At 67.2% G+C, this 17,411-nt stretch carries 20 protein-coding genes and 1 tRNA gene; 6 read left to right on the forward strand and 15 right to left on the reverse strand.

Annotated features, from left to right (window positions below; translation table 11 throughout):
- The first annotated feature begins 161 nt into the window (after nt 1-161).
- Entirely contained in the window at nt 162-575 is a 414-nt protein-coding gene (locus ABMA10_RS13865; protein ID WP_347869184.1) for an SIMPL domain-containing protein, read from the forward strand.
- A 39-nt stretch (nt 576-614) separates the two neighbouring features.
- Here the strand turns inward: ABMA10_RS13865 and smpB are convergent, their stop codons facing one another.
- From smpB to prfB, 4 genes are all read right to left on the reverse strand, one after another.
- Complete coding sequence (gene smpB, locus ABMA10_RS13870) at nt 615-1,091, reverse strand: SsrA-binding protein SmpB (RefSeq protein ID WP_347869183.1); 477 nt, start codon at nt 1,089-1,091, stop codon at nt 615-617.
- Between the two features lie 117 nt (nt 1,092-1,208).
- The gene (gene ftsX / locus ABMA10_RS13875; protein ID WP_431030623.1) at nt 1,209-2,123 is read right to left on the reverse strand and encodes a permease-like cell division protein FtsX; all 915 of its coding nucleotides are present in this window, start codon (nt 2,121-2,123) and stop codon (nt 1,209-1,211) included.
- The gene (gene ftsE, locus ABMA10_RS13880; RefSeq protein WP_431030624.1) at nt 2,120-3,376 is read right to left on the reverse strand and encodes a cell division ATP-binding protein FtsE; all 1,257 of its coding nucleotides are present in this window, start codon (nt 3,374-3,376) and stop codon (nt 2,120-2,122) included. The genes ftsX and ftsE overlap by 4 nt, the downstream gene beginning before the upstream one ends.
- Before the next feature lie 102 nt (nt 3,377-3,478).
- A complete protein-coding gene (prfB, locus tag ABMA10_RS13885) occupies nt 3,479-4,588 on the reverse strand; it encodes a peptide chain release factor 2 (RefSeq protein WP_347866563.1) in 1,110 nt (369 codons plus the stop codon).
- Between the two features lie 45 nt (nt 4,589-4,633).
- Here prfB and ABMA10_RS13890 point away from each other — a divergent pair, with 45 nt between their 5' ends.
- Nucleotides 4,634-5,902, forward strand: a complete 1,269-nt coding sequence (locus tag ABMA10_RS13890) for an MFS transporter (RefSeq protein ID WP_347866562.1) — start codon at nt 4,634-4,636, stop codon at nt 5,900-5,902.
- Between the two features lie 15 nt (nt 5,903-5,917).
- Here the strand turns inward: ABMA10_RS13890 and ABMA10_RS13895 are convergent, their stop codons facing one another.
- The 8 genes from ABMA10_RS13895 to ABMA10_RS13930 form a co-directional block, all read right to left on the reverse strand.
- On the reverse strand, nt 5,918-6,382 hold the full coding sequence (locus ABMA10_RS13895) for a Tad domain-containing protein (protein WP_431030625.1): 465 nt from the start codon (nt 6,380-6,382) through the stop codon (nt 5,918-5,920).
- Complete coding sequence (locus tag ABMA10_RS13900; RefSeq protein WP_347866560.1) at nt 6,379-6,870, reverse strand: TadE family protein; 492 nt, start codon at nt 6,868-6,870, stop codon at nt 6,379-6,381. The genes ABMA10_RS13895 and ABMA10_RS13900 overlap by 4 nt, the downstream gene beginning before the upstream one ends.
- On the reverse strand, nt 6,845-7,276 hold the full coding sequence (locus ABMA10_RS13905) for a TadE/TadG family type IV pilus assembly protein (RefSeq protein WP_347866559.1): 432 nt from the start codon (nt 7,274-7,276) through the stop codon (nt 6,845-6,847). Before ABMA10_RS13905 ends, ABMA10_RS13900 begins: the two co-directional genes overlap by 26 nt.
- Nucleotides 7,260-7,454: a hypothetical protein gene (locus tag ABMA10_RS13910; RefSeq protein ID WP_431030626.1), complete on the reverse strand. Its 195-nt coding sequence runs from the start codon at nt 7,452-7,454 to the stop codon at nt 7,260-7,262. The genes ABMA10_RS13905 and ABMA10_RS13910 overlap by 17 nt, the downstream gene beginning before the upstream one ends.
- A 13-nt stretch (nt 7,455-7,467) precedes the next feature.
- On the reverse strand, nt 7,468-8,406 hold the full coding sequence (locus ABMA10_RS13915; protein WP_347866557.1) for a type II secretion system F family protein: 939 nt from the start codon (nt 8,404-8,406) through the stop codon (nt 7,468-7,470).
- Complete coding sequence (locus tag ABMA10_RS13920; protein WP_431030627.1) at nt 8,403-9,263, reverse strand: type II secretion system F family protein; 861 nt, start codon at nt 9,261-9,263, stop codon at nt 8,403-8,405. Before ABMA10_RS13920 ends, ABMA10_RS13915 begins: the two co-directional genes overlap by 4 nt.
- A 5-nt stretch (nt 9,264-9,268) precedes the next feature.
- Complete coding sequence (locus tag ABMA10_RS13925; RefSeq protein WP_431030628.1) at nt 9,269-10,498, reverse strand: CpaF family protein; 1,230 nt, start codon at nt 10,496-10,498, stop codon at nt 9,269-9,271.
- A 445-nt stretch (nt 10,499-10,943) separates the two neighbouring features.
- Nucleotides 10,944-11,300, reverse strand: coding sequence for a hypothetical protein (locus ABMA10_RS13930; RefSeq protein WP_347866554.1), 357 nt, complete (start codon nt 11,298-11,300; stop codon nt 10,944-10,946).
- Nucleotides 11,301-11,395: 95 nt separating this feature from the next.
- Between ABMA10_RS13930 and ABMA10_RS13935 the strand changes: the two genes are divergently transcribed.
- Nucleotides 11,396-11,536, forward strand: a complete 141-nt coding sequence (locus tag ABMA10_RS13935; protein ID WP_347866553.1) for a hypothetical protein — start codon at nt 11,396-11,398, stop codon at nt 11,534-11,536.
- A 776-nt stretch (nt 11,537-12,312) separates the two neighbouring features.
- Here the strand turns inward: ABMA10_RS13935 and ABMA10_RS13940 are convergent.
- The gene (locus ABMA10_RS13940) at nt 12,313-12,585 is read right to left on the reverse strand and encodes a DUF2277 domain-containing protein (RefSeq protein WP_347866552.1); all 273 of its coding nucleotides are present in this window, start codon (nt 12,583-12,585) and stop codon (nt 12,313-12,315) included.
- 78 nt (nt 12,586-12,663) lie between these two features.
- On the opposite strand from ABMA10_RS13940, the gene ABMA10_RS13945 reads away from it, so the two are divergent.
- The gene (locus ABMA10_RS13945; RefSeq protein ID WP_347866551.1) at nt 12,664-13,413 is read left to right on the forward strand and encodes an NAD(P)H-hydrate epimerase; all 750 of its coding nucleotides are present in this window, start codon (nt 12,664-12,666) and stop codon (nt 13,411-13,413) included.
- Nucleotides 13,414-13,442: 29 nt separating this feature from the next.
- On the opposite strand, the gene ABMA10_RS13950 is transcribed toward ABMA10_RS13945, so the two are convergent.
- Entirely contained in the window at nt 13,443-15,368 is a 1,926-nt protein-coding gene (locus ABMA10_RS13950) for a chorismate-binding protein (RefSeq protein WP_347866550.1), read from the reverse strand.
- 231 nt (nt 15,369-15,599) lie between these two features.
- Here ABMA10_RS13950 and ABMA10_RS13955 point away from each other — a divergent pair.
- Both ABMA10_RS13955 and ABMA10_RS13960 read left to right on the forward strand, forming a co-directional pair.
- A tRNA-Leu gene (locus ABMA10_RS13955) sits at nt 15,600-15,681 on the forward strand.
- A 49-nt stretch (nt 15,682-15,730) separates the two neighbouring features.
- On the forward strand, nt 15,731-16,477 hold the full coding sequence (locus ABMA10_RS13960) for a DedA family protein (RefSeq protein WP_347866549.1): 747 nt from the start codon (nt 15,731-15,733) through the stop codon (nt 16,475-16,477).
- Between the two features lie 2 nt (nt 16,478-16,479).
- Here ABMA10_RS13960 and ABMA10_RS13965 read toward each other — a convergent pair whose 3' ends face one another.
- Nucleotides 16,480-17,391 (reverse strand): cation diffusion facilitator family transporter, encoded by a 912-nt coding sequence (locus tag ABMA10_RS13965; RefSeq protein ID WP_347866548.1) that lies wholly within the window; start codon nt 17,389-17,391, stop codon nt 16,480-16,482.
- Nucleotides 17,392-17,411: the final 20 nt, after the last annotated feature.

The raw sequence follows: 17,411 nt of genomic DNA on the forward strand, positions 1-17,411 counted from the left end.
GCGCGCGCCGACGTCATCGACCGGACGCTGAACGCGCGGGCCGAGGTCACAGCGGGCCTTGGTACACAGGACTCACCGGCACCAGGCGTCGCGAGCTGGAGCGCCCCACAGCTTCGCGTCTGGGGCGCACATGGAATCAACAGGGCGACGTCCTCCCTCTCGTGCATCACGCCACCTCGACCGTCAGCGCCGTCTTCGACGAGCACGAGCGACTCGGCGCCTGGCTCGAAACCATCACCGGCATGGAGGGCGTCTCGGTGCAGCAGCTCGACTGGAGCCTGACCGAGTCGAGCCGGATGGCAGCCGAGACAGAGGCACTCGGCGCAGCAGTCTCCGACGCTCGTCGCCGCGCGGAAGCCATCGCGAGCGCTCTCGGCCTCCTGTCGCTCCGAACGATCGCGGTCAGCGATCCAGGACTGTTGAGCGACAGCGTCGGCGCGACGATCGCGGCATCCGATGTTGCATTGCCACGGATGATGAAAGCGTCTGCGCCGGCCTCCGCTGAAGGGATCGTCCTCGAGCCCGCCGAGCTCGAGATCGTGATCCTCGTGCACGCACGGTTCGTGGCGGAGTGACCGGAGCCGGAACCACGATGGTCGATCCGTCGGGAAGAGCTATTCGCCCAACCGATTGCGGGTGGCCATCGCCCGCGCTGCCTCACGAGTATCCTGCTTCTCCCGGAGCGCGTGACGCTTGTCGTACTCCTTCTTGCCCTTCGCGACCGCGATCTCGACCTTCGCCTTACCGTCCTTGAAGTAGATCTTCAGCGGTACGAGCGTGAACCCGCCCGGCGCGATCTTGTGGGCGATCTTGTCGATCTGCTCACGATGCAGCAGGAGTTTGCGCTTCCGTCGGGGCGGGTGGTTCGTCCACGCGCCCTGCCCGTACTCCGGGATGTGCACGGCGTCGAGCCAGGCCTCTCGCCGGTCGATGAAGGCGTAGCCGTCGACGAGCGACGCCCGCCCTGCCCGCAGCGACTTGACCTCGGTGCCCGTCAAGACCATGCCGGCCTCGTAGGTGTCCTCGATCGTGTAGTCGTGGCGGGCCTTGCGATTCGTGGCCACGACGTTCTGGCCCCGTTCCCTCGGCACGGTGTACTCCTGATGGTCTGGATCGGATCCGCGTGACGCGGACGAGCCGCAGTCGCGGCAGCCTGTCAGTCTAACCCAGGCTCGGGCGCTCCGCGAACGCAGCGGCTCCGGGCAGGGTCAGACCTTGAGATAGCGGGAGATCGCGAAGTTCGCCGATATCGCCGCGAGCAGCACTCCGACGAGCAGCAGGATCGGGAGGACGACGAACGCATCACCGAGGTCCACGAAGTTGACGTAGCGCATGCGATCCGCCAGGTAGCCCTGGACGAACACCTGCACGATGGTGATCACCGCCCCCGCAGCGAGCACCGAACCGATGAGCGCCGCGAACACACCTTCGAGGATGAACGGTGTCTGGATGAACCGGTTGGATGCACCCACCAATCGCATGATCCCGAGCTCCCGGCGTCTCGAGTACGCCGACAATCGGATGGTCGTCGCGATGAGGAGCGCCGCGGCGACCAACATGAGTGCTGCGATCCCGATCGCGGTGTAACTGGCGATGTTGAGCACCGAGAAGATCTGGTCGAGGTACTGCCGCTGGTCCGTCACCTGCTCGACGCCGGCCACGCCCGAGAAGGCCTCGACGAGCACGTCGGACTGTGAGGCGTCCTTCATGTTGACCCAGAAGGTCTCGGGAAGCTGGTCCGCGGTCACGAACTGGGCGATGTCGTTGCCCTTGAACTGCTCCTGGAAGTTCGTGAACGCCTGCGCCTGGTCCTCGAAGTAGAACTTGTCGACGAATGGAGCGAGCGTGGACGATTCGAGCGCGCCCTGGACGGCGGCACGCTGCTCTTCGGTCGCTGCGCCGGCAGCACAGGTGTCCCCGGCGCTGTCTGCGGTGCAGAGGTAGATGGCGACCTGAGCCCGGTCGTACCAGTAGTTCTTCATCTGGCCGATCTGCATCTGGAGCAGGACGGCGGTACCGACGAAGGTGAGCGAGATGAACGTCACGAGGACGACGGAGACCACCATCGAGACGTTGCGGCGCAGGCCGTTCCAGACCTCGGACCAGATCAGTGCGAGTCTCACTTGGTCGGCCCCACGTTCTGTTCGTCGTCTTCAGGGCCCCGCGCCGCAGCGCGCAGGCCGAGCCGCTCAGCGAGCGACAGGTGCTCGACCTCGATGGGGTCGATCTCGTTCCGCGCCGGCAACCCGATGGGGCCGGTCGCATTGCTCAGGCGTTGGGGAGGTGCGACCTCCGGGGCCGGAGCGGCAGGCGGGAGTGCCGCCGCCTCGTCGGTTGCGGCCGCTTCGACGACCGGCGCCGCCTCCGGCTGCGAGGCCGGCTCGGGCTGCACCGACTCGGGCTGCGCCACCTCCGGTACGGACACCGGGGCCTCGACCGGAGCGGTAGCGACCGGCGTCGGCTCGGGAGCCGCCGGAGTCGGCGTCTCGACGACGACCGGGGTGGTGTCCGGGCGGACCGGCTCACGGGTGACCGTCGGGGCGACCGCTGGCTCACTCGGGACGACGGGGGTCGCGGCGGTTGCGGCGACCGCCGTTGCTGCGATCGTGCTCGTCGTCGGCTCTGCGTCGGCGCGGATCGGAGTGGACGCAGCAGTGCTGGAGGACCCGCGGACCAGGCCGGGGATCGCGGCAGTCGTGCCGTAGCCACCGTGACGCTCGTCTCGGACGATGCGTCCGTCCTGGAGCTCGATCACGCGGCGTTGCATCTGATCGACGAAACCTGCCTCGTGCGTCGCCATCACGACCGTCGTGCCGCTGGCATTGATGCGCTCGAGGAGCTGCATGATGCCGGAGCTCGTCGCGGGGTCGAGGTTACCCGTCGGCTCATCGGCAAGGAGGATCTGTGGCTTGTTCACGATCGCTCGCGCGATCGCGACACGCTGCTGCTCACCACCGGAGAGTTCGTGCGGGAGGCGCTGGGCCTTGCCCTCGAGACCGACCATCTTGAGGACGTCAGGGACGGCCTCCTGGACGAATCCGCGCGACTTGCCGATCACCTGAAGGGTGAACGCGACGTTCTGGTAGACCGTCTTGCTCGGAAGCAGACGGAAGTCCTGGAACACCACCCCGAGGCTGCGGCGGAAGTACGGGACCTTGCGGTTCGAGATCGAACCGAGGTCGTGACCGAGCACGTGGATCTTGCCCTTGCTCGGCTTATCCTCCTTGAGCATCAGGCGGAGGCAGCTCGACTTACCGGATCCCGAAGCACCGACGAGGAAGATGAACTCTCCACGCAGGATCTCGAAATCGACGTCGTTCAGCGCGGGACGCGAGGTCCCCGGATACTTCTTGGAGATGTGATCAAACCGAATCATGGCTCCTTGAGCTTAAGGAGCCACTCACCGATTACGGGCAGGACACGCCCGCGTTTCGTACCCTGTACGAGGGCTGGGCGAATCCTTTGCCGGGAAGCGTCGCTACTCTGCCTTCGACATCGAGCGCCACCGGATGCCAGCAGCGATGAAGCCGTCGAGGTCGCCGTCGAAGACGGCTGCCGGGTTGCCCTGCTCGTGCTCCGTGCGGAGGTCCTTGACCATCTGGTACGGCGCGAGCACGTAGGACCGCATCTGGTCACCCCAGCTCGCGGTGATGGTGCCGGCCAGTTCCTTCTTCGTCGCCGCCTCCTGTTCCTTCTGGATGAGGAGGAGCCGCGACTGGAGCACACGCATCGCCGCCGCACGGTTCTGGATCTGGCTCTTCTCGTTCTGCATCGACACGACCGTACCCGTCGGCAGGTGGGTGATGCGGACGGCGGAGTCGGTCGTGTTGACGGACTGTCCACCGGGGCCGCTCGAGCGGAAGACGTCGACGCGGATGTCGGACTCGGGAATCTCGACGATCTCCGTCTCCTCCATGAGCGGGATGACCTCGACGGCCGCGAAGCTCGTCTGGCGCTTGCCTGCCGCGCCGAACGGGCTCATGCGGACCAGGCGGTGCGTGCCGGCCTCGACGCTGAGCGTGCCGAACGCGTACGGGGCGTCGACCTCGAACGTCGCGGACTTGATGCCGGCCTCTTCGGCGTAGCTCGTGTCCATGACGGTGACGGGGTACTTGTGCTGCTCCGCCCAGCGCAGATACATGCGGAAGAGCATGTCGGCGAAGTCTGCGGCGTCCACACCACCAGCGCCGGCGCGGATGGTGACGACAGCCGGGCGGGGATCGTATTCGCCACTCAACAGCGTCTGGACCTCGAGGTCACCGAGGATCTTCTGGAGGCTGATGAGCTCAGCTCGCGCCTCCTCCGCCGAGTCTTCGTCCTGCGCGTCCGTCGAGAGTTCCACGAGCACTTCGAGATCGTCGAGGCGGTTCGCGATGCTGGTGATTCGAGCGAGTTCCGTCTGTCGGTGACTCAGGGCGCTCGTGACCTTCTGCGCGTGCGTGGTGTCGTCCCAGAGGTCGGGGACGCCGGCCTGCTCGCTCAACTCGGCGATATCGGCTTCGAGACGGTCGACGTCGACGACGGAGCGGATGTCCGCGAACGTCGCGCGGAGGGCAGAGATCTGTGAGGAGAGGTCCAAGTCAAACATTTGGGATCAGCCTACCGCGCAGTGCCCGGGCGTACGATCGAAGGGATGACTTCCGACGAACGCCCGTTCCACCTGCGCTCCGTCGCGGTGGCGGTCTTCCTCCCCACCCTCCTCTTCTCGATCGGTGAAGGCGCGATCATCCCGATCATCCCCGCCGTTGCCGGGAACCTCGGCGCCACGCTCGCGGTCGCCGGTGTGATCTCCTCACTCATCATGCTCGGCGAGCTGGTCGGCGACGTCCCGTCAGGGTGGATCGTCAGCCGGATCGGCGAACGCTTCGCCATGATGTGGGCCGCCTTGCTCGCCGTCATCGGTGTCGCGACTGCGGCGATCTCGCCGAACCCCTTCGTGCTCGCGGTCGGCATCTTCTGCATCGGGCTTGCGACCGCGGTGTTCGGTTTGGCGCGTCACGCATTCATGACCACGTACGTGCCGGTGAAGTATCGCGCACGGGCGCTCTCCTCGCTCGGCGGCGTGTTCCGGGCTGGCACCTTCATCGGGCCGTTCCTCGCGGCCGGTGTCATCCATCTCACCGGCACCTCGCAGGCCGCGTTCTGGGTGATGGTCATCTGTTGCGCCGGCTCCGCGATCACCCTGTTGGTGCTGCCTGATCCTGCCGAGATGTTCGGGAGGCCCGCAGCCACCCGGTCCGCTGACGGCGAGTCGCGCACCGAGGGCGAGGAACTCGCCGCCGAGGAGTCGACAGGCCTGATCGCCTCGATCCGTGCCCACGCCGCAGTGCTGACGCGGATGGGCACGACAGCAGCGCTCGTGGGCGCCCTGCGTTCCTGTCGTGCGGTGCTGCTCCCGCTCTGGGCGGTGAGCATCGGCGTCTCGGAGACCGACACCGCACTGATCATCGGCGTCGTCGGAGCGGTGGAGTTCGCCCTGTTCTACGCCAGCGGGCAGATCATGGACCGCTGGGGACGGATCTGGACCGCCGTCCCGTCGATGATCGGCCTCGGGACCGGCTTCATCGTCCTGGCGTTCACACACGACCTGGATGGCGCCGAAGTCTGGTTCATCGCCGTGGCACTGGTCCTCGCCCTGTCGAACGGGCTCGGCAGTGGCATCCTCATGACGATCGGCTCCGACCTCGCACCGCCGGACCACCCCGCTCCCTTCCTCGGCGCATACCGATTCCTGGGCGACGCCGGTACGGCGGCAGCTCCCCTCGCGATGTCCGGTATCACGGCCGTAGCCTCCATCTCCCTCGCCGCCGGCACGATCGGAGGCGTCGGCCTTATCGGGGCCTTCCTGCTGTTCCGGTTCATCCCGCGCTTCATCGACCGAGGCAATCGACCGTTCCCGTGATCGATCGCGGCTCCGCTACCAGAACACGCTGCGCGCACTCGCGGTCGCTTCGATCCTGAGACCGGCCGAGACGAACACCGTCAGCATCGGCGGATGCCAGTCCGATGAAAGCGTCACCTCGGCGCTCCGGCCGTCGGTCGTCACCGCGTCGTCGATGACGACACCGCTCAACTCACCCTGACCGTTCTGCGCGAGAGCATCACGGGCGCTTCGCCGCACGCGCGCATCGTCGAGCACCGGCCGGACGCTGCCATCGGCCAGGAGCACGACCTCATCGATGGAGAACGACTCCGCTGCGGTGGCCGCCAACGAGTCGGCGAGCGCGAGCAACCGTTTGTGCTCGACGTACAGCGAGGTCGCGGCGACACCGACGAAGACGAGCGCGAGCGCCACGGCCGCGAACCCGATGGTCAGGATGATGGTGGAACCGTCCTCGGATCGCAACCCGGAGCGCCGTCGGCCGCTGCGCTCACCGTTCACTCCGCGTCTCCCGTGTGATCGCCGAAGCGGGAGATCGGTGCGGTCGCAGTCCCGACGACGGGGATCGCTCGCCCGATCGCGAGGAGGTCCGGCGCGAGTGGCAACGTCACCGGGATGGTCACCGTGACGGTGACCGTACCACCGCGCTGGCCACAGGGTCGTGAGCTCGGCGCGCAGTCGAGACGCATGGAGACCTGCTCACGATCGAGACTGAAGTCGAGCAGCGTCAGAGCCAGGGCGTCCTCGGCACGCTGACGGCCGAGTGCGTCGTCTCCCGCCCGCGCATACAGCTTCGCCGCCTGCGTCGCCGCTCCGTCCGCTGCGAGGACGGCACCCTGGACACCGGCGATGGCGACGACCAGATACACGAGCGGAACGAGCAGGACGAGTCCGACCGTGATGAACTCGAGCGACGCGGAGCCGTCATCTCCTCGGAGCGACGCCGACGGTCTGTGTCTCTGATCAGGACAGGGACTCGAGGACGGCATGTCCCTCCACCTCCAGGAGCCCGGGAGCTCCGATCAGCCCGAGGATCGGGAGGGGCGCACGAACGGCGACGGTCACGATGCTCACGCCGCCGCGGTCGGAGAGTGTCGCCTCGATCGACTCCGTGTAGTTCGTCCCCACGGCGATGGCGATCAACTCTCGGGTCCTGTCCTCGCCCTCCGACAACGCGGTGTCTGCAAGCGCTGCGAAACGCGCGCCCTCCGATGCCGCGTCGATCACGGTGTTCCGGACATGGAGCGCCAGGGCCAGCTGGACCACCGACATCATGAGGACCGTCAGCATCGCTCCGACGAACACGAACTCGGCTACAGCGGAGCCGTCCTCGGAGCCGATGCCCCAGGCCGGATGGCGCCGAGTCGGCGCGCGGCACTCAGATCCCGGACACACGCTCGATGGCCTGCTCGAAGACCTGGGTCAGGGGAGGACCGGCGACACCCCAGATGAGCAGGACGAGGCCCGCGGTCATCAGGGTGATCAGGACCCAGCCGGGGACGTCGCCCTGTTCATCGCTGAGCAGGGAACGACTGCGCGTCGCAGCGCGGCGCAAGAAGGAGGGGATGGACATGGTGACCTTTCGTTTAGAAGCCCGTGCGGAGCACGAACGCTCCTGGGAACACGGCGATGATGATCGACAGGGGAAGGATGAGGAAGACGAGCGGGAGGAGCATTGCGACCTCTTTCTTGCCGGCGGATTCCAGGAGGCGGCGTTTCGCTGCGTCGCGGCCGTCGTGCGCGTGGTCGAGCAGCACAGCGGCGACCGGTGTGCCGCGCTCGAGGGCGCCGAGGATCTGGTCGACGCACCGGGAGAGCACGGGCATCGCGAGTCTGGCCTCGAACTCGCGGAGTGCCGTCGCGAAGGGCACGCCCGTCGACACCTCCGCCATCACACGTCGGAACTCCCCGCCGAGTTCGCCGCTCGACCCGATCCGTGCGACACGATCCAAGGCGTCGGTGATGGCCTCGCCAGCAGCGAGACTCAGGCTGAGGAACTCCAGGACCGTCGGCAGCTCCTCCTCGATACGCGCCAGCCGTCGGGAGGCTGCGAGGGCAAGGAGCTGATCACGCAGGACGATGCCCAGGACCGCTCCGAGCAGTGGCAGCAGCGCCGCCAGCGGGAGAGGGAACCGGCCGCTGCTGTAGGAGAAGACGGCGAGCGCCGAGGCTGTGGCGAAACCGGTGAGTGCCCAGAGGAGTTGCAGGAGGCGATAGTGCTCGAGCGCCGGCCCACCGGCTTGCCCGAGACGACGGACGACGAGGTGTTGGTCCGCTCCGACGAGTCCGAGAGCCCATCGGAGCGCTCGGAGCACGGGGACGAGGAGCGCGCCGACGACCGGCAGTGGGTCCGTGGAACGTCGGGCGGCTGTGGATCGGGCGGTCGAGGAGATGTCGGCGATGTACGGGGCGATGCGATCGGCAAGCCGCGGACGCCGCAGTGGTGGGAGCAGCATGGCGAGTGCCCACAGGCCGAGACCCAGGAGGGCACCGAAGCACATGGCCCAGCCGGCGTCCGGGCTCATCGGAACCACCGTCGCTCCGCTTGGAGCCGTCCGACGCGGAGCATCGCCTGGTATGCGAGCGCCGACACGACGACGCCCGCGACGATGAGCACCGCTCCTTCCCGGGAGTTGTAGGCAGCAGCAGCTTCCGGCCTTGACGACAGGAGGAGCAGGATGAGCCAGGGCGCTGCGACGCCGAGCCTCGCGGCGTTGACGACCCAGGATTGTCGGGCTTCCGCTTCGGCGCGGACCGCGGATTCCTCGCGCAGTCCGGCAGACAGGGCGCGCAGGACCGCGGGGAGTTCGGTCCCTCCGACATCGCGAGCCATCCTGACCGTTTCCAGGATGCGGTCGGCGACCGGGTCGGCGAGGGCGACCTTGAGGTCGTCCAGGCCGTCCGCGAACCGCCCCGCTGCCTGGTAGTCGGCGGTGAACGCTGCGAACGCCGGGCGGAGCGGTGCTGGACCGACGGTCGCGAGTGCCGCGACCGCATCGGGCAGCGCAAGCCCGGAGCGGATCGCGGAGAGCAGGTGGTCCACGACGTCGGGCCACAATCCGCGCTGCAGACGCCGTCTCGCGGTCGCCCGTGTGCGCAGGATGAGCACCGGGGCGACGAGACCTGCGACAGCGACGACCACGCTCAGCGGAACCACCCGGCACAGCGCTTGGACGATCGAACCCGCGACGAGACCGGTCAGGAGGGAGAGCACGATGGTGGCCGCCCAGTACCGACCGGGCAGCCCTGCGAGCACGAGTAGCTCTCGGAGCGCGGAGATCGGTCGCCAGCGCTCGAGCACTGTCGCGAGAGGTTCCGGCTCGGGCCACCACCACGGCGCGATGACGAGCAAGAGGCCCGCGGCGAGCACTGCCCCGAACACGAGGCTCACCGTTCGCCCGCGGAGAGGATCGGTGCGAGCGCGATGCCGGCCGCGCGGTACTTGTCATCGTGGAGCGGAAAGCGGCCGGTCGCCCTGAGTTCGCCTTCCCGGTGTTCGAAGAGCGTTGACGCCTCGATCGTGTGGGCCTCTCCGCTCCCGCCGACCGCGATGATCTCGGCAACCCGTCGGCGTCCGGAGCGGTCGAGTTCGCAGTGCACGACGAGATCGATGCAGGAGGCGACGGCCGGGCGGACGAAGGCGGAGTCGATGTTCCTCCCCGCGAGGAGCGGCAGCGTGCAGAGCTTGCCGATGGCGTCGCGTGCGGAGTTCGAGTGGATGCTGCAGAGGCCGGGGAGTCCGCTGTTGAGTGCGATGAGGAGGTCGAGGCTCTCCGCCTCTCGGACCTCGCCGACGACGATGCGGTCGGGGCGCATGCGCAGGGCTTCTTTGATGAGTCTGCGCAGCGTGATCTCCCCCGTGCCCTCCAGGCTCGATTGGCGGCACTGCATGGCGACGACGTCGCGGTTTCCGGGGGCGAGTTCGAAGGTCTCCTCGACCGTGACGATCCGCAGTGCCGGGTCGAGAGCCGCGATCAGAGCGCCGAGCATCGTCGTCTTCCCGGCCTGCGTCGCGCCGGACACCAGGATGTTCGCTCCTGCCGTCATGCGGGCACGGAGGAACTCCGCCGCCTGGTAGCTCATCGAACCGGCGGCCACCAGTTGCCCGAGGTCGCGGATCCGAGCCGAGAACTTCCGGATGTTCACCGACATGTGGCGACGGGTGACGTCCGGGATGACGACGTGGAGGCGGGACCCGTCCGGCAGCGAGGCGTCGACGAAGGGGTTCGCCAGGTCGACCCGCCGCCCGGTCGCGCGAAGCATGCGCTCGACCAGGTCGCGGACGTCTCCGTCGGTCAGCAGGATGTCAGTCAGCTCCGAGACGCCGGACCTGGCGACGAAGACGCGCGTCGGCTCGTTGATCCAGATCTCCTCGACGCTCGGATCGTCGAGCAGAGGCTGGATCGCACCGAACCCGGTGACCGCGGCGAGCACCTCGCTCGTCATCCCCTGTTCGTCGTCGACCAGGGGCGTAGCGTCACTCAGCGCATGCTCGTTGTACCGGCGCACCTCCTCGCGGGCGATCCTGCCCGCTCCCCCACGACGACGCGTCTCACCGAACTCCTCGCGCACACGGTCGCGCACGCGCGCCGTGATGACCTCTGCCGCTGTCCCCATGCCGCCATCATGGCGAACCCCGACGAACCGCCTCCGAAGTTATCCACAGGACCGCGCTGAACCCAGGCTCACGCAGTCGCGAAGCGCTTCGCTGAACGCTCCTTCGCCTTCTGCGCCTCGACCTCGCTTGCGCGCGCAATCGTGGCGTGATGCAGCGCCCAGAGCAGCATCACGCCACGATCAGACCTGCTCCTGGTCACTCTCGTCTGTTCGGACGCCTACTGCGCCTCACTGCGATCCAGTAGCGAATTGCCACCAGGACGAAAACGACACCGAAGACGATCGGTCCCGAAATCGACCGGAACTGTTGCGACGCCCAGAAAGATCCCACGACCACGATGACGCCACATGCTACGACGCCCCAGTAGATGTAGGCGAACGGTCCGCGACGCACAGCTAGCTTGAGTTCGATCTGCCAGGAGGACACGAGAGTCTCCGATCCGGACTACGGGCACGACTCGAGGACGGGGTGCATGAATGCTCCGTCGTTCTGGACGTAGACAAGCAGGCCGGATGGGTCCTGCGTCGGAGAGTCCGCATCTTCGGGAGTCACCCGAAGTTCCTGTCCACCACCCGATGGAATGAGAAGACCTTGAGCGGCATCCAGGTAACTGGCGGAGGGCACATCCGGGGGCTCGCTTCCGAGTTCCTGCAGCACGCCCTGTGACTCCAGTGCGGCGGCTTCCGGTGAGGGGTCAACATCGGCCGACTGCGCCATCGCGGCCGCTCCTCCGCCCGCCGAGAACGAAGCGGCCAGTGCGACAGCAACTCCGAATCCAGTTCCTTGCTTCTTCCAGGACATGCTTCATTCCCTTCGTCTCGGAGCGCCTCATTGCGCCCGTGGGATTCAGCATATGTCTCTCCACTACGCTTACCATATTACGCTTCAGTAACGAAATGTTGCATGCCGGCATCGCGGCCATAGCCTCGATCTCCCTCGCCGCCGGCACGATCGGAGGCGTCGGGCTCCTCGGGGCGTTCCTGCTGTTCCGGTTCATCCCGCGCTTCGTCGACCGAGGCAATCGACCGTTCCCGTGATCGATCGTGGTTCCGCTACCAGAACACGCTGCGCGCGTTCGCGGTCGCTTCGATCCTGAGACCGGCCGGGACGAACACCGTCATAGCGTCAGCGTGGATGGGTGTCTCTTCCTCCCCACAGTGCCGCCTTTGATGCTCGTGTGCGTGAGCTCCGGATCAGCCGTGGCTGGTCACAGGAGGGCTTCGCCCACCGCGTCTCAAGAATCTAGACCCGCTCATCAGCTGGACGCAGGCGCTCAGCCAGAATCTCCGGCTGTTGCGCAACGCTGGGTACGACAAGGAAGCACTTGACGGGTTGAAAACTCATGCTGTGGACCTCACGCGGGGCGTCCATGAGCGGCATGGGTGGGAGTTGCCACCGACTTCGAATCCGCGTCTAAGCCCGCTCGACTAACCCCTCATAAGGCGGCTGTGCGCCTTGCAGACTGCATTTCCGGTCCATGCTGAGCCCGTCGCTGTGGTGGGGCCTTCGGTGTTCAATGCGTCTGCTGTGGCGGCGAGACGGTGCGTGAGGCGGAGGGTGATCAGACGGTGACCTGTGAGCGGTGGAAGCGCTGACACCCGGCCCCTGTGTCGACCGGCTCGCTTCGCAGGCTGCATCGCCGCGGACGTGCGCTCACCAATGACGCGGCGCTCCCACTGCGCGACCGACATCATTACGTTAGCTCCGATACGCCAGACCTGGCGACGAAGACGCGCTGTCCGCATGCCGCCATCATGGCGAACCCCGACGAACCGCCTCCGAAGTTATCCACAGGACCGCGCTGAACCCAGGCTCACGCAGTCGCGAAGCGCTTCGCTGAACGCTCTTTCGCCTTCTGCGCCTCGACCTCTCGGTCCTTCGGTGGCGCGTTGGTCACGAGGTCAGCGAGCAGATGCTGCGTGATGTGCGCGATCTCGGCGACAGCGCGGTCGAAGGCCTCGGCGTTCGCCTGCGACGGTCTCGTCGATCCGCTGATCTTCCGCACGTACTGCAGCGCTGCAGCAGACACCTCGGCGTCCGTCGCAGCGGGTTCGAAGTTGTGGAGAGTATGGATGTTCCGGCACATGCAGGCATGCTAACCCCGCAGGCGCCCGCGATCCAGTGGCGCTTGCAGCTGCGGCACAGACCAGGAAGAGTGGCCAGCATGATGAACGGGTACACAGCAGACCAGGTCCGCGCAGCCGAGGCGCCACTCATGGATGCAGGTGAGCCGCTCATGGCCCGCGCCGCGCACGGCCTTGCCGATGAGCTGCTGCACGTCCTCGCGGACCGAGACGCTGAGCTCGACGACTCGGCCGACCGACCGGACACCTGGAAGCTCCTGTTCCTCGTCGGCTCCGGTGACAACGGCGGTGACGCCCTGCACGCCGCGGCGGAGCTCGCGGGCGGGCACGGTCCTGGGGATCTGCCACTCGAACTCGTCGTCGCACGGACCGGCGATCATGCACACGAAGCCGGATACGCTGCCGCGGTCGAGGCGGGCGTGCGCTTCCTGGTGAGCTCCCCCGCCGAACCCGGCGACGTGGCCGACGAGGCGAAGGACGCCGCCCTCGTGGTCGACGCGATCTTCGGTATCGGCGCGAGTCGCAATCCGAGCCTTCGCGGCGCCCCCAAGGCGATCGTCGAGGCGGTCCTGCCGGTCGTCCAGTCTGCTGGCGGCCCGACGGTCGTCGCCGTGGACGTACCGAGCGGCATCGACCCTGATGAGGGCACCGTGCCGGAAGGCGCGGTCCTGCCTGCTGAGGTCACCGTCACCTTCGGCGCGGTGAAGGCCGGTCTACTGACGCCGCCGGGTTCGGCATTCGCGGGCGACGTCCGCCTGATCGACATCGGCCTCGGCCCGCTCCTCGCGGACGTCGCGCCGTTCGTCACCCTCGATCAGGCGGAGGCCTGACGGGTCCCGCCTCACCAGCGGGCACACCCCTAGGACCGTGTGACCGCGATCGCCTCCTCGAGCCCCGGGGAATCGACACCGGCGAGCGCGTGCCCCGCGAGGGACCCGAGCGTGCGGAGGCCGTCGCGGGACAGCACCGATTCGAGGTGACCCTGCACGGAGGCGAAGCCGCGCCCCCGCATGGCGAAGACGTCGCCGGTCGAGGGATCGGCTGCCAGTTCCACTCCGGTGGTGGCCGCCCGGCCGCCCTCCGCTCGGGCCGTGAACGTGTTGTAGAAGCCGATGAGGGACTGTTCACCGAACAGGTCCAGCTCCAACTGCAGCCCCTGCCGGGGTGCGTCGAGTCGCGCGATCGGCAGACCCAGCTGGATGGCGAGGACCTGGTGACTGAGGCAGACGGCGAGCAGTGGTGCACCTGCGGCCAGTCGTGCCGAGACGACGTCGTGGAGGCGGCGGACGCGGGGGTCGGACAGGTCCAGTGGGTCTCCGGGGCCCGGACCTGCGACGAGGAGGTCGACCTCCGGTCGTGGGTCGGACACGGCTGACCAGTGCTCCACCGACACCGTCATGCCGAAGTGCCTGAGCTGATGCGCGAGCATCGCGGTGAACTCATCCTCGGCGTCCACGATCAGCGCCGTGCGTCCGGAGAGGGAGCCGACCGGCGCCGGGTGCTGCGGCTGCAACCAGAATGGGGCGAGTCGTTCGTTGCGGGCGCGGAGGGCGACCTCCACGCCGGGTTCCGCCGCGAGGTCGACCGTCGGTCCGAGCTCCGCCGGCGCCATCACTCCGAGCGCGGTGAGCACACCGGCCGCCTTCGCAGCCGTCTCGGCGACTTCGGACACGGGATCGGAGTGGCGCACGAGCGTCGCCCCGGCCGGCACACGGACGAGACCCGCGTCATCGATGTACGCGGTCCTGATGAGGATAGGGGCGTCGAGCTCGTAGTCGCCGTCACCGAGCGGCGTGAACAATGCCAGAACGCCTGAATAGTATCCGCGAGCGTTGCGCTCGTGGCGGGCGATGACAGCACAGGCGTTCTGCATCGGTGAACCGGTCACCGTCGGGGCGAACATGGTGAGCCTGAGGACCTCGCGGACGTCGAGTTCGCTCGTTCCTGCAAGGAGGTACTCCGTGTGTGTCAACCGCGACATCTGTTTGACGTACGGGCCGAGGATGCGCCCGCCCGAGGCGCACACCCGACTCATCATCTTCATCTCCTCGTCGACGACCATGAAGAGTTCCTCGGTCTCCTTGACATCGCCGAGGAAGGCGCGGAAATCGTCGCCGGTCGCGCCTGAGCGCGGGTGACGGAACGTTCCGCTGATCGGGTTCATCGTGACGGTGCGTTCGCCGGTGGAGGCATCCCGAGCGACCGCGACATGCCGCTCCGGCGTCGCGCCGGCCATCGACACTCCGGGGGTGTGGACCGCGAAGGTCCAGTAGGCCCCGGTCTCGCCGAGGAGGAGCGCACGCAACCAGGCGAGCACTGCTCGCTCCGCCGGCACCTCGGTCGTCGCAGTGAACTCACGGCGGATGACGAAATTGGCGCCCTCACCGCGCCCGATCTCATCCTCGATGACCCTGCGGACGATCGTCGCGTAGTCGTCGTCGGACACGTCGAAGCCGCCGTCGAGGAGCGGCACTGCATCTTCCGGCAACTGCTCGACCAGCTCGGCAAGCGACACTGTCTCCCGTTCGCTGACGATGAGGCAGCGCAGCGGCGCCCCGTCGTCCATCGCCGCGAACCCGCGCTCCCGCACCTGACGGTACGGGACGAGCGTCAGCACCTCGGGCTGACGGGTCTCGCCAGGCTCACCGAGCGGGATGTCCGCGAGCGAGTCGACGTCGACGACGTCGCCCGTGTAGAGGTCCACGGAGTCGCCTCCGTGACGTCGGAGCACGGCGAACGGGAAGTCGGGGCCGGCATGCAGTACGCGGTGGAGCAGGGTGGTCATGGTGGTGTCCTCAGGCTGGGACCGATCCGACAGGGCCGCCGAACGAGAACGACCGCCCTGTCAGGCGGTCGAGTCGTCGTGTGTGCACGTGCGCGGTCCGCCTAGGAGGCGGGCCACCAGCCCGTTGCACACGTCGTTCGCATGGTGCCGAGCATACACGGAGCAGACCGCGCGCGGCAGCAGCGAGCCACAGGCCGTTCACGAGTGCGCTCCCGTAGAATGAGAACGCCCGCGGGAGTGGTGGAATTGGCAGACACGCAGGATTTAGGATCCTGTGCTTTCGAGCGTGAGGGTTCAAGTCCCTTCTCCCGCACGAGACATCGTCGTACAACCGCCCTCTCCCTCGATAGCAGGAGCTCCGCATGGTCCACACCGCACTCATCCCCTGGCTCGACCCGGAAACGCTCATCGCCGGAGCCGGTGCATGGGCGCTGGTCCTCGTGTGCGCGATCGTGTTCGCCGAGACCGGCTTGTTGATCGGCTTCCTCCTCCCAGGCGACACGCTTCTCGTCATCACGGGGCTCCTGGCATTCGGTTCGGCTCCGCTCATCGACATCGACATCTGGTGGGTGTGCCTGGCCATCGGGTTCTCCGCCTTCCTCGGCGGGGAGGTCGGCTATCTCATCGGCCACAAACTCGGACCGCGGGTGTTCGAGAAGAAGGAATCCGGGCTCTTCAGCATCAAGAACGTCGAGCGGACCAACGCCTTCTTCGAACGGTTCGGCGCACTGGCTGTCATCCTCGCGCGGTTCGTCCCGATCGTCCGCACGTTCGCCCCCGTCGCCGCGGGTATCGGTCACATGAATTACCGTAAGTACTCGCTGTACAACCTCATCGGCGCGCTCATCTGGGGTGCGGGTCTCACACTCTTCGGCTATCTGCTCGGGTACATCCCGCCGGTCGCGACGTTCGTGCAGAACTACATCGACATCATCCTGATCGCCGCTGTGGTGCTGACACTCATCCCGACCGTGTGGCACTACATCCAGTCGAATCGGAAGGCGAAGGCTCTCCAAGGCACCATCACCGACGAGGAACGTCGCGCGGCCGCCACGAGGCTCGCCAATGAGGACGTCTTCAAGCGCGACCGCGGTACCGAGACGCCGTAGCGTCAGCGGTGGTGGGAGTCCTCGTGGGAGGCGTGCTCCTCGGGCTCCAGCTGGAACGTCGAGTGTTCGACGTCGAAGTGGTCGTGCAGGCACGAACCCAGCCGATCGAGCAGCTCCCCTGTTCCACCCAGCGCGAAGACCTCCTGCGACACCACCACGTGCGCTGAGAACACCGGGTGGCCGGAGGTGATCTGCCACACGTGTACGTCGTGCACGGCGACGACGCCCACCGTCCCCAACAGGTGATCCCTGATCTCCTGCACGTCGGTGTCAGCGGGAGCCGACTCGCTGAGGACACGGACGACGTCGCGCAACAGCGACAACGCACGCGGCACGATCATGGCGGCGATCGCGAGTGACGCGATTGCGTCGGCCTGAGCGAACCCGGTGGTCATGATCACGACCGCAGCGATGATCACCGCACCCGATCCGAGCATGTCTCCGAGGACCTCGAGGTAGGCGCCCCGCATGTTGATCGAGGTCTCCTTGCCCCCGCGCAACACCAGCAGGGCGCAGATGTTCGCGATCAGGCCGATGATGGCGACGATCAGCATCGGCAGGCTCTGCACCTCGGCTTCAGCCGGGTCGAGCAACCGCGAGACGCCTTCGACCAGGACCGAGATCGCGACGGCGACGAGGATGAGGCCGTTGATGAGCGCGCCGAAGACCTCCGCGCGCTGATACCCGAAGGTCTGACGGTCGGTCGCCGGTCGAGCGGCGACGATCGTCGCGACGAGCGCGATGATCAACCCGGTCAGGTCCGACAGCATGTGGCCTGCGTCGGCGAGCAGCGAGAGCGATCCGCTCACCCAGGCTCCGACGAGTTCGACGACCAGCACCGTGGCGATGATCGCGATCGCGATCGCGAGTCTGGTGCGGTTGGCTGTGCCGGCGTGCGAGTGATCGTGACCCATGATGCCTCCACCGTACGAGC

Source organism: Plantibacter sp. RU18, from assembly GCF_050613355.1.
Classification (GTDB): Bacteria; Actinomycetota; Actinomycetes; order Actinomycetales; family Microbacteriaceae; genus Plantibacter.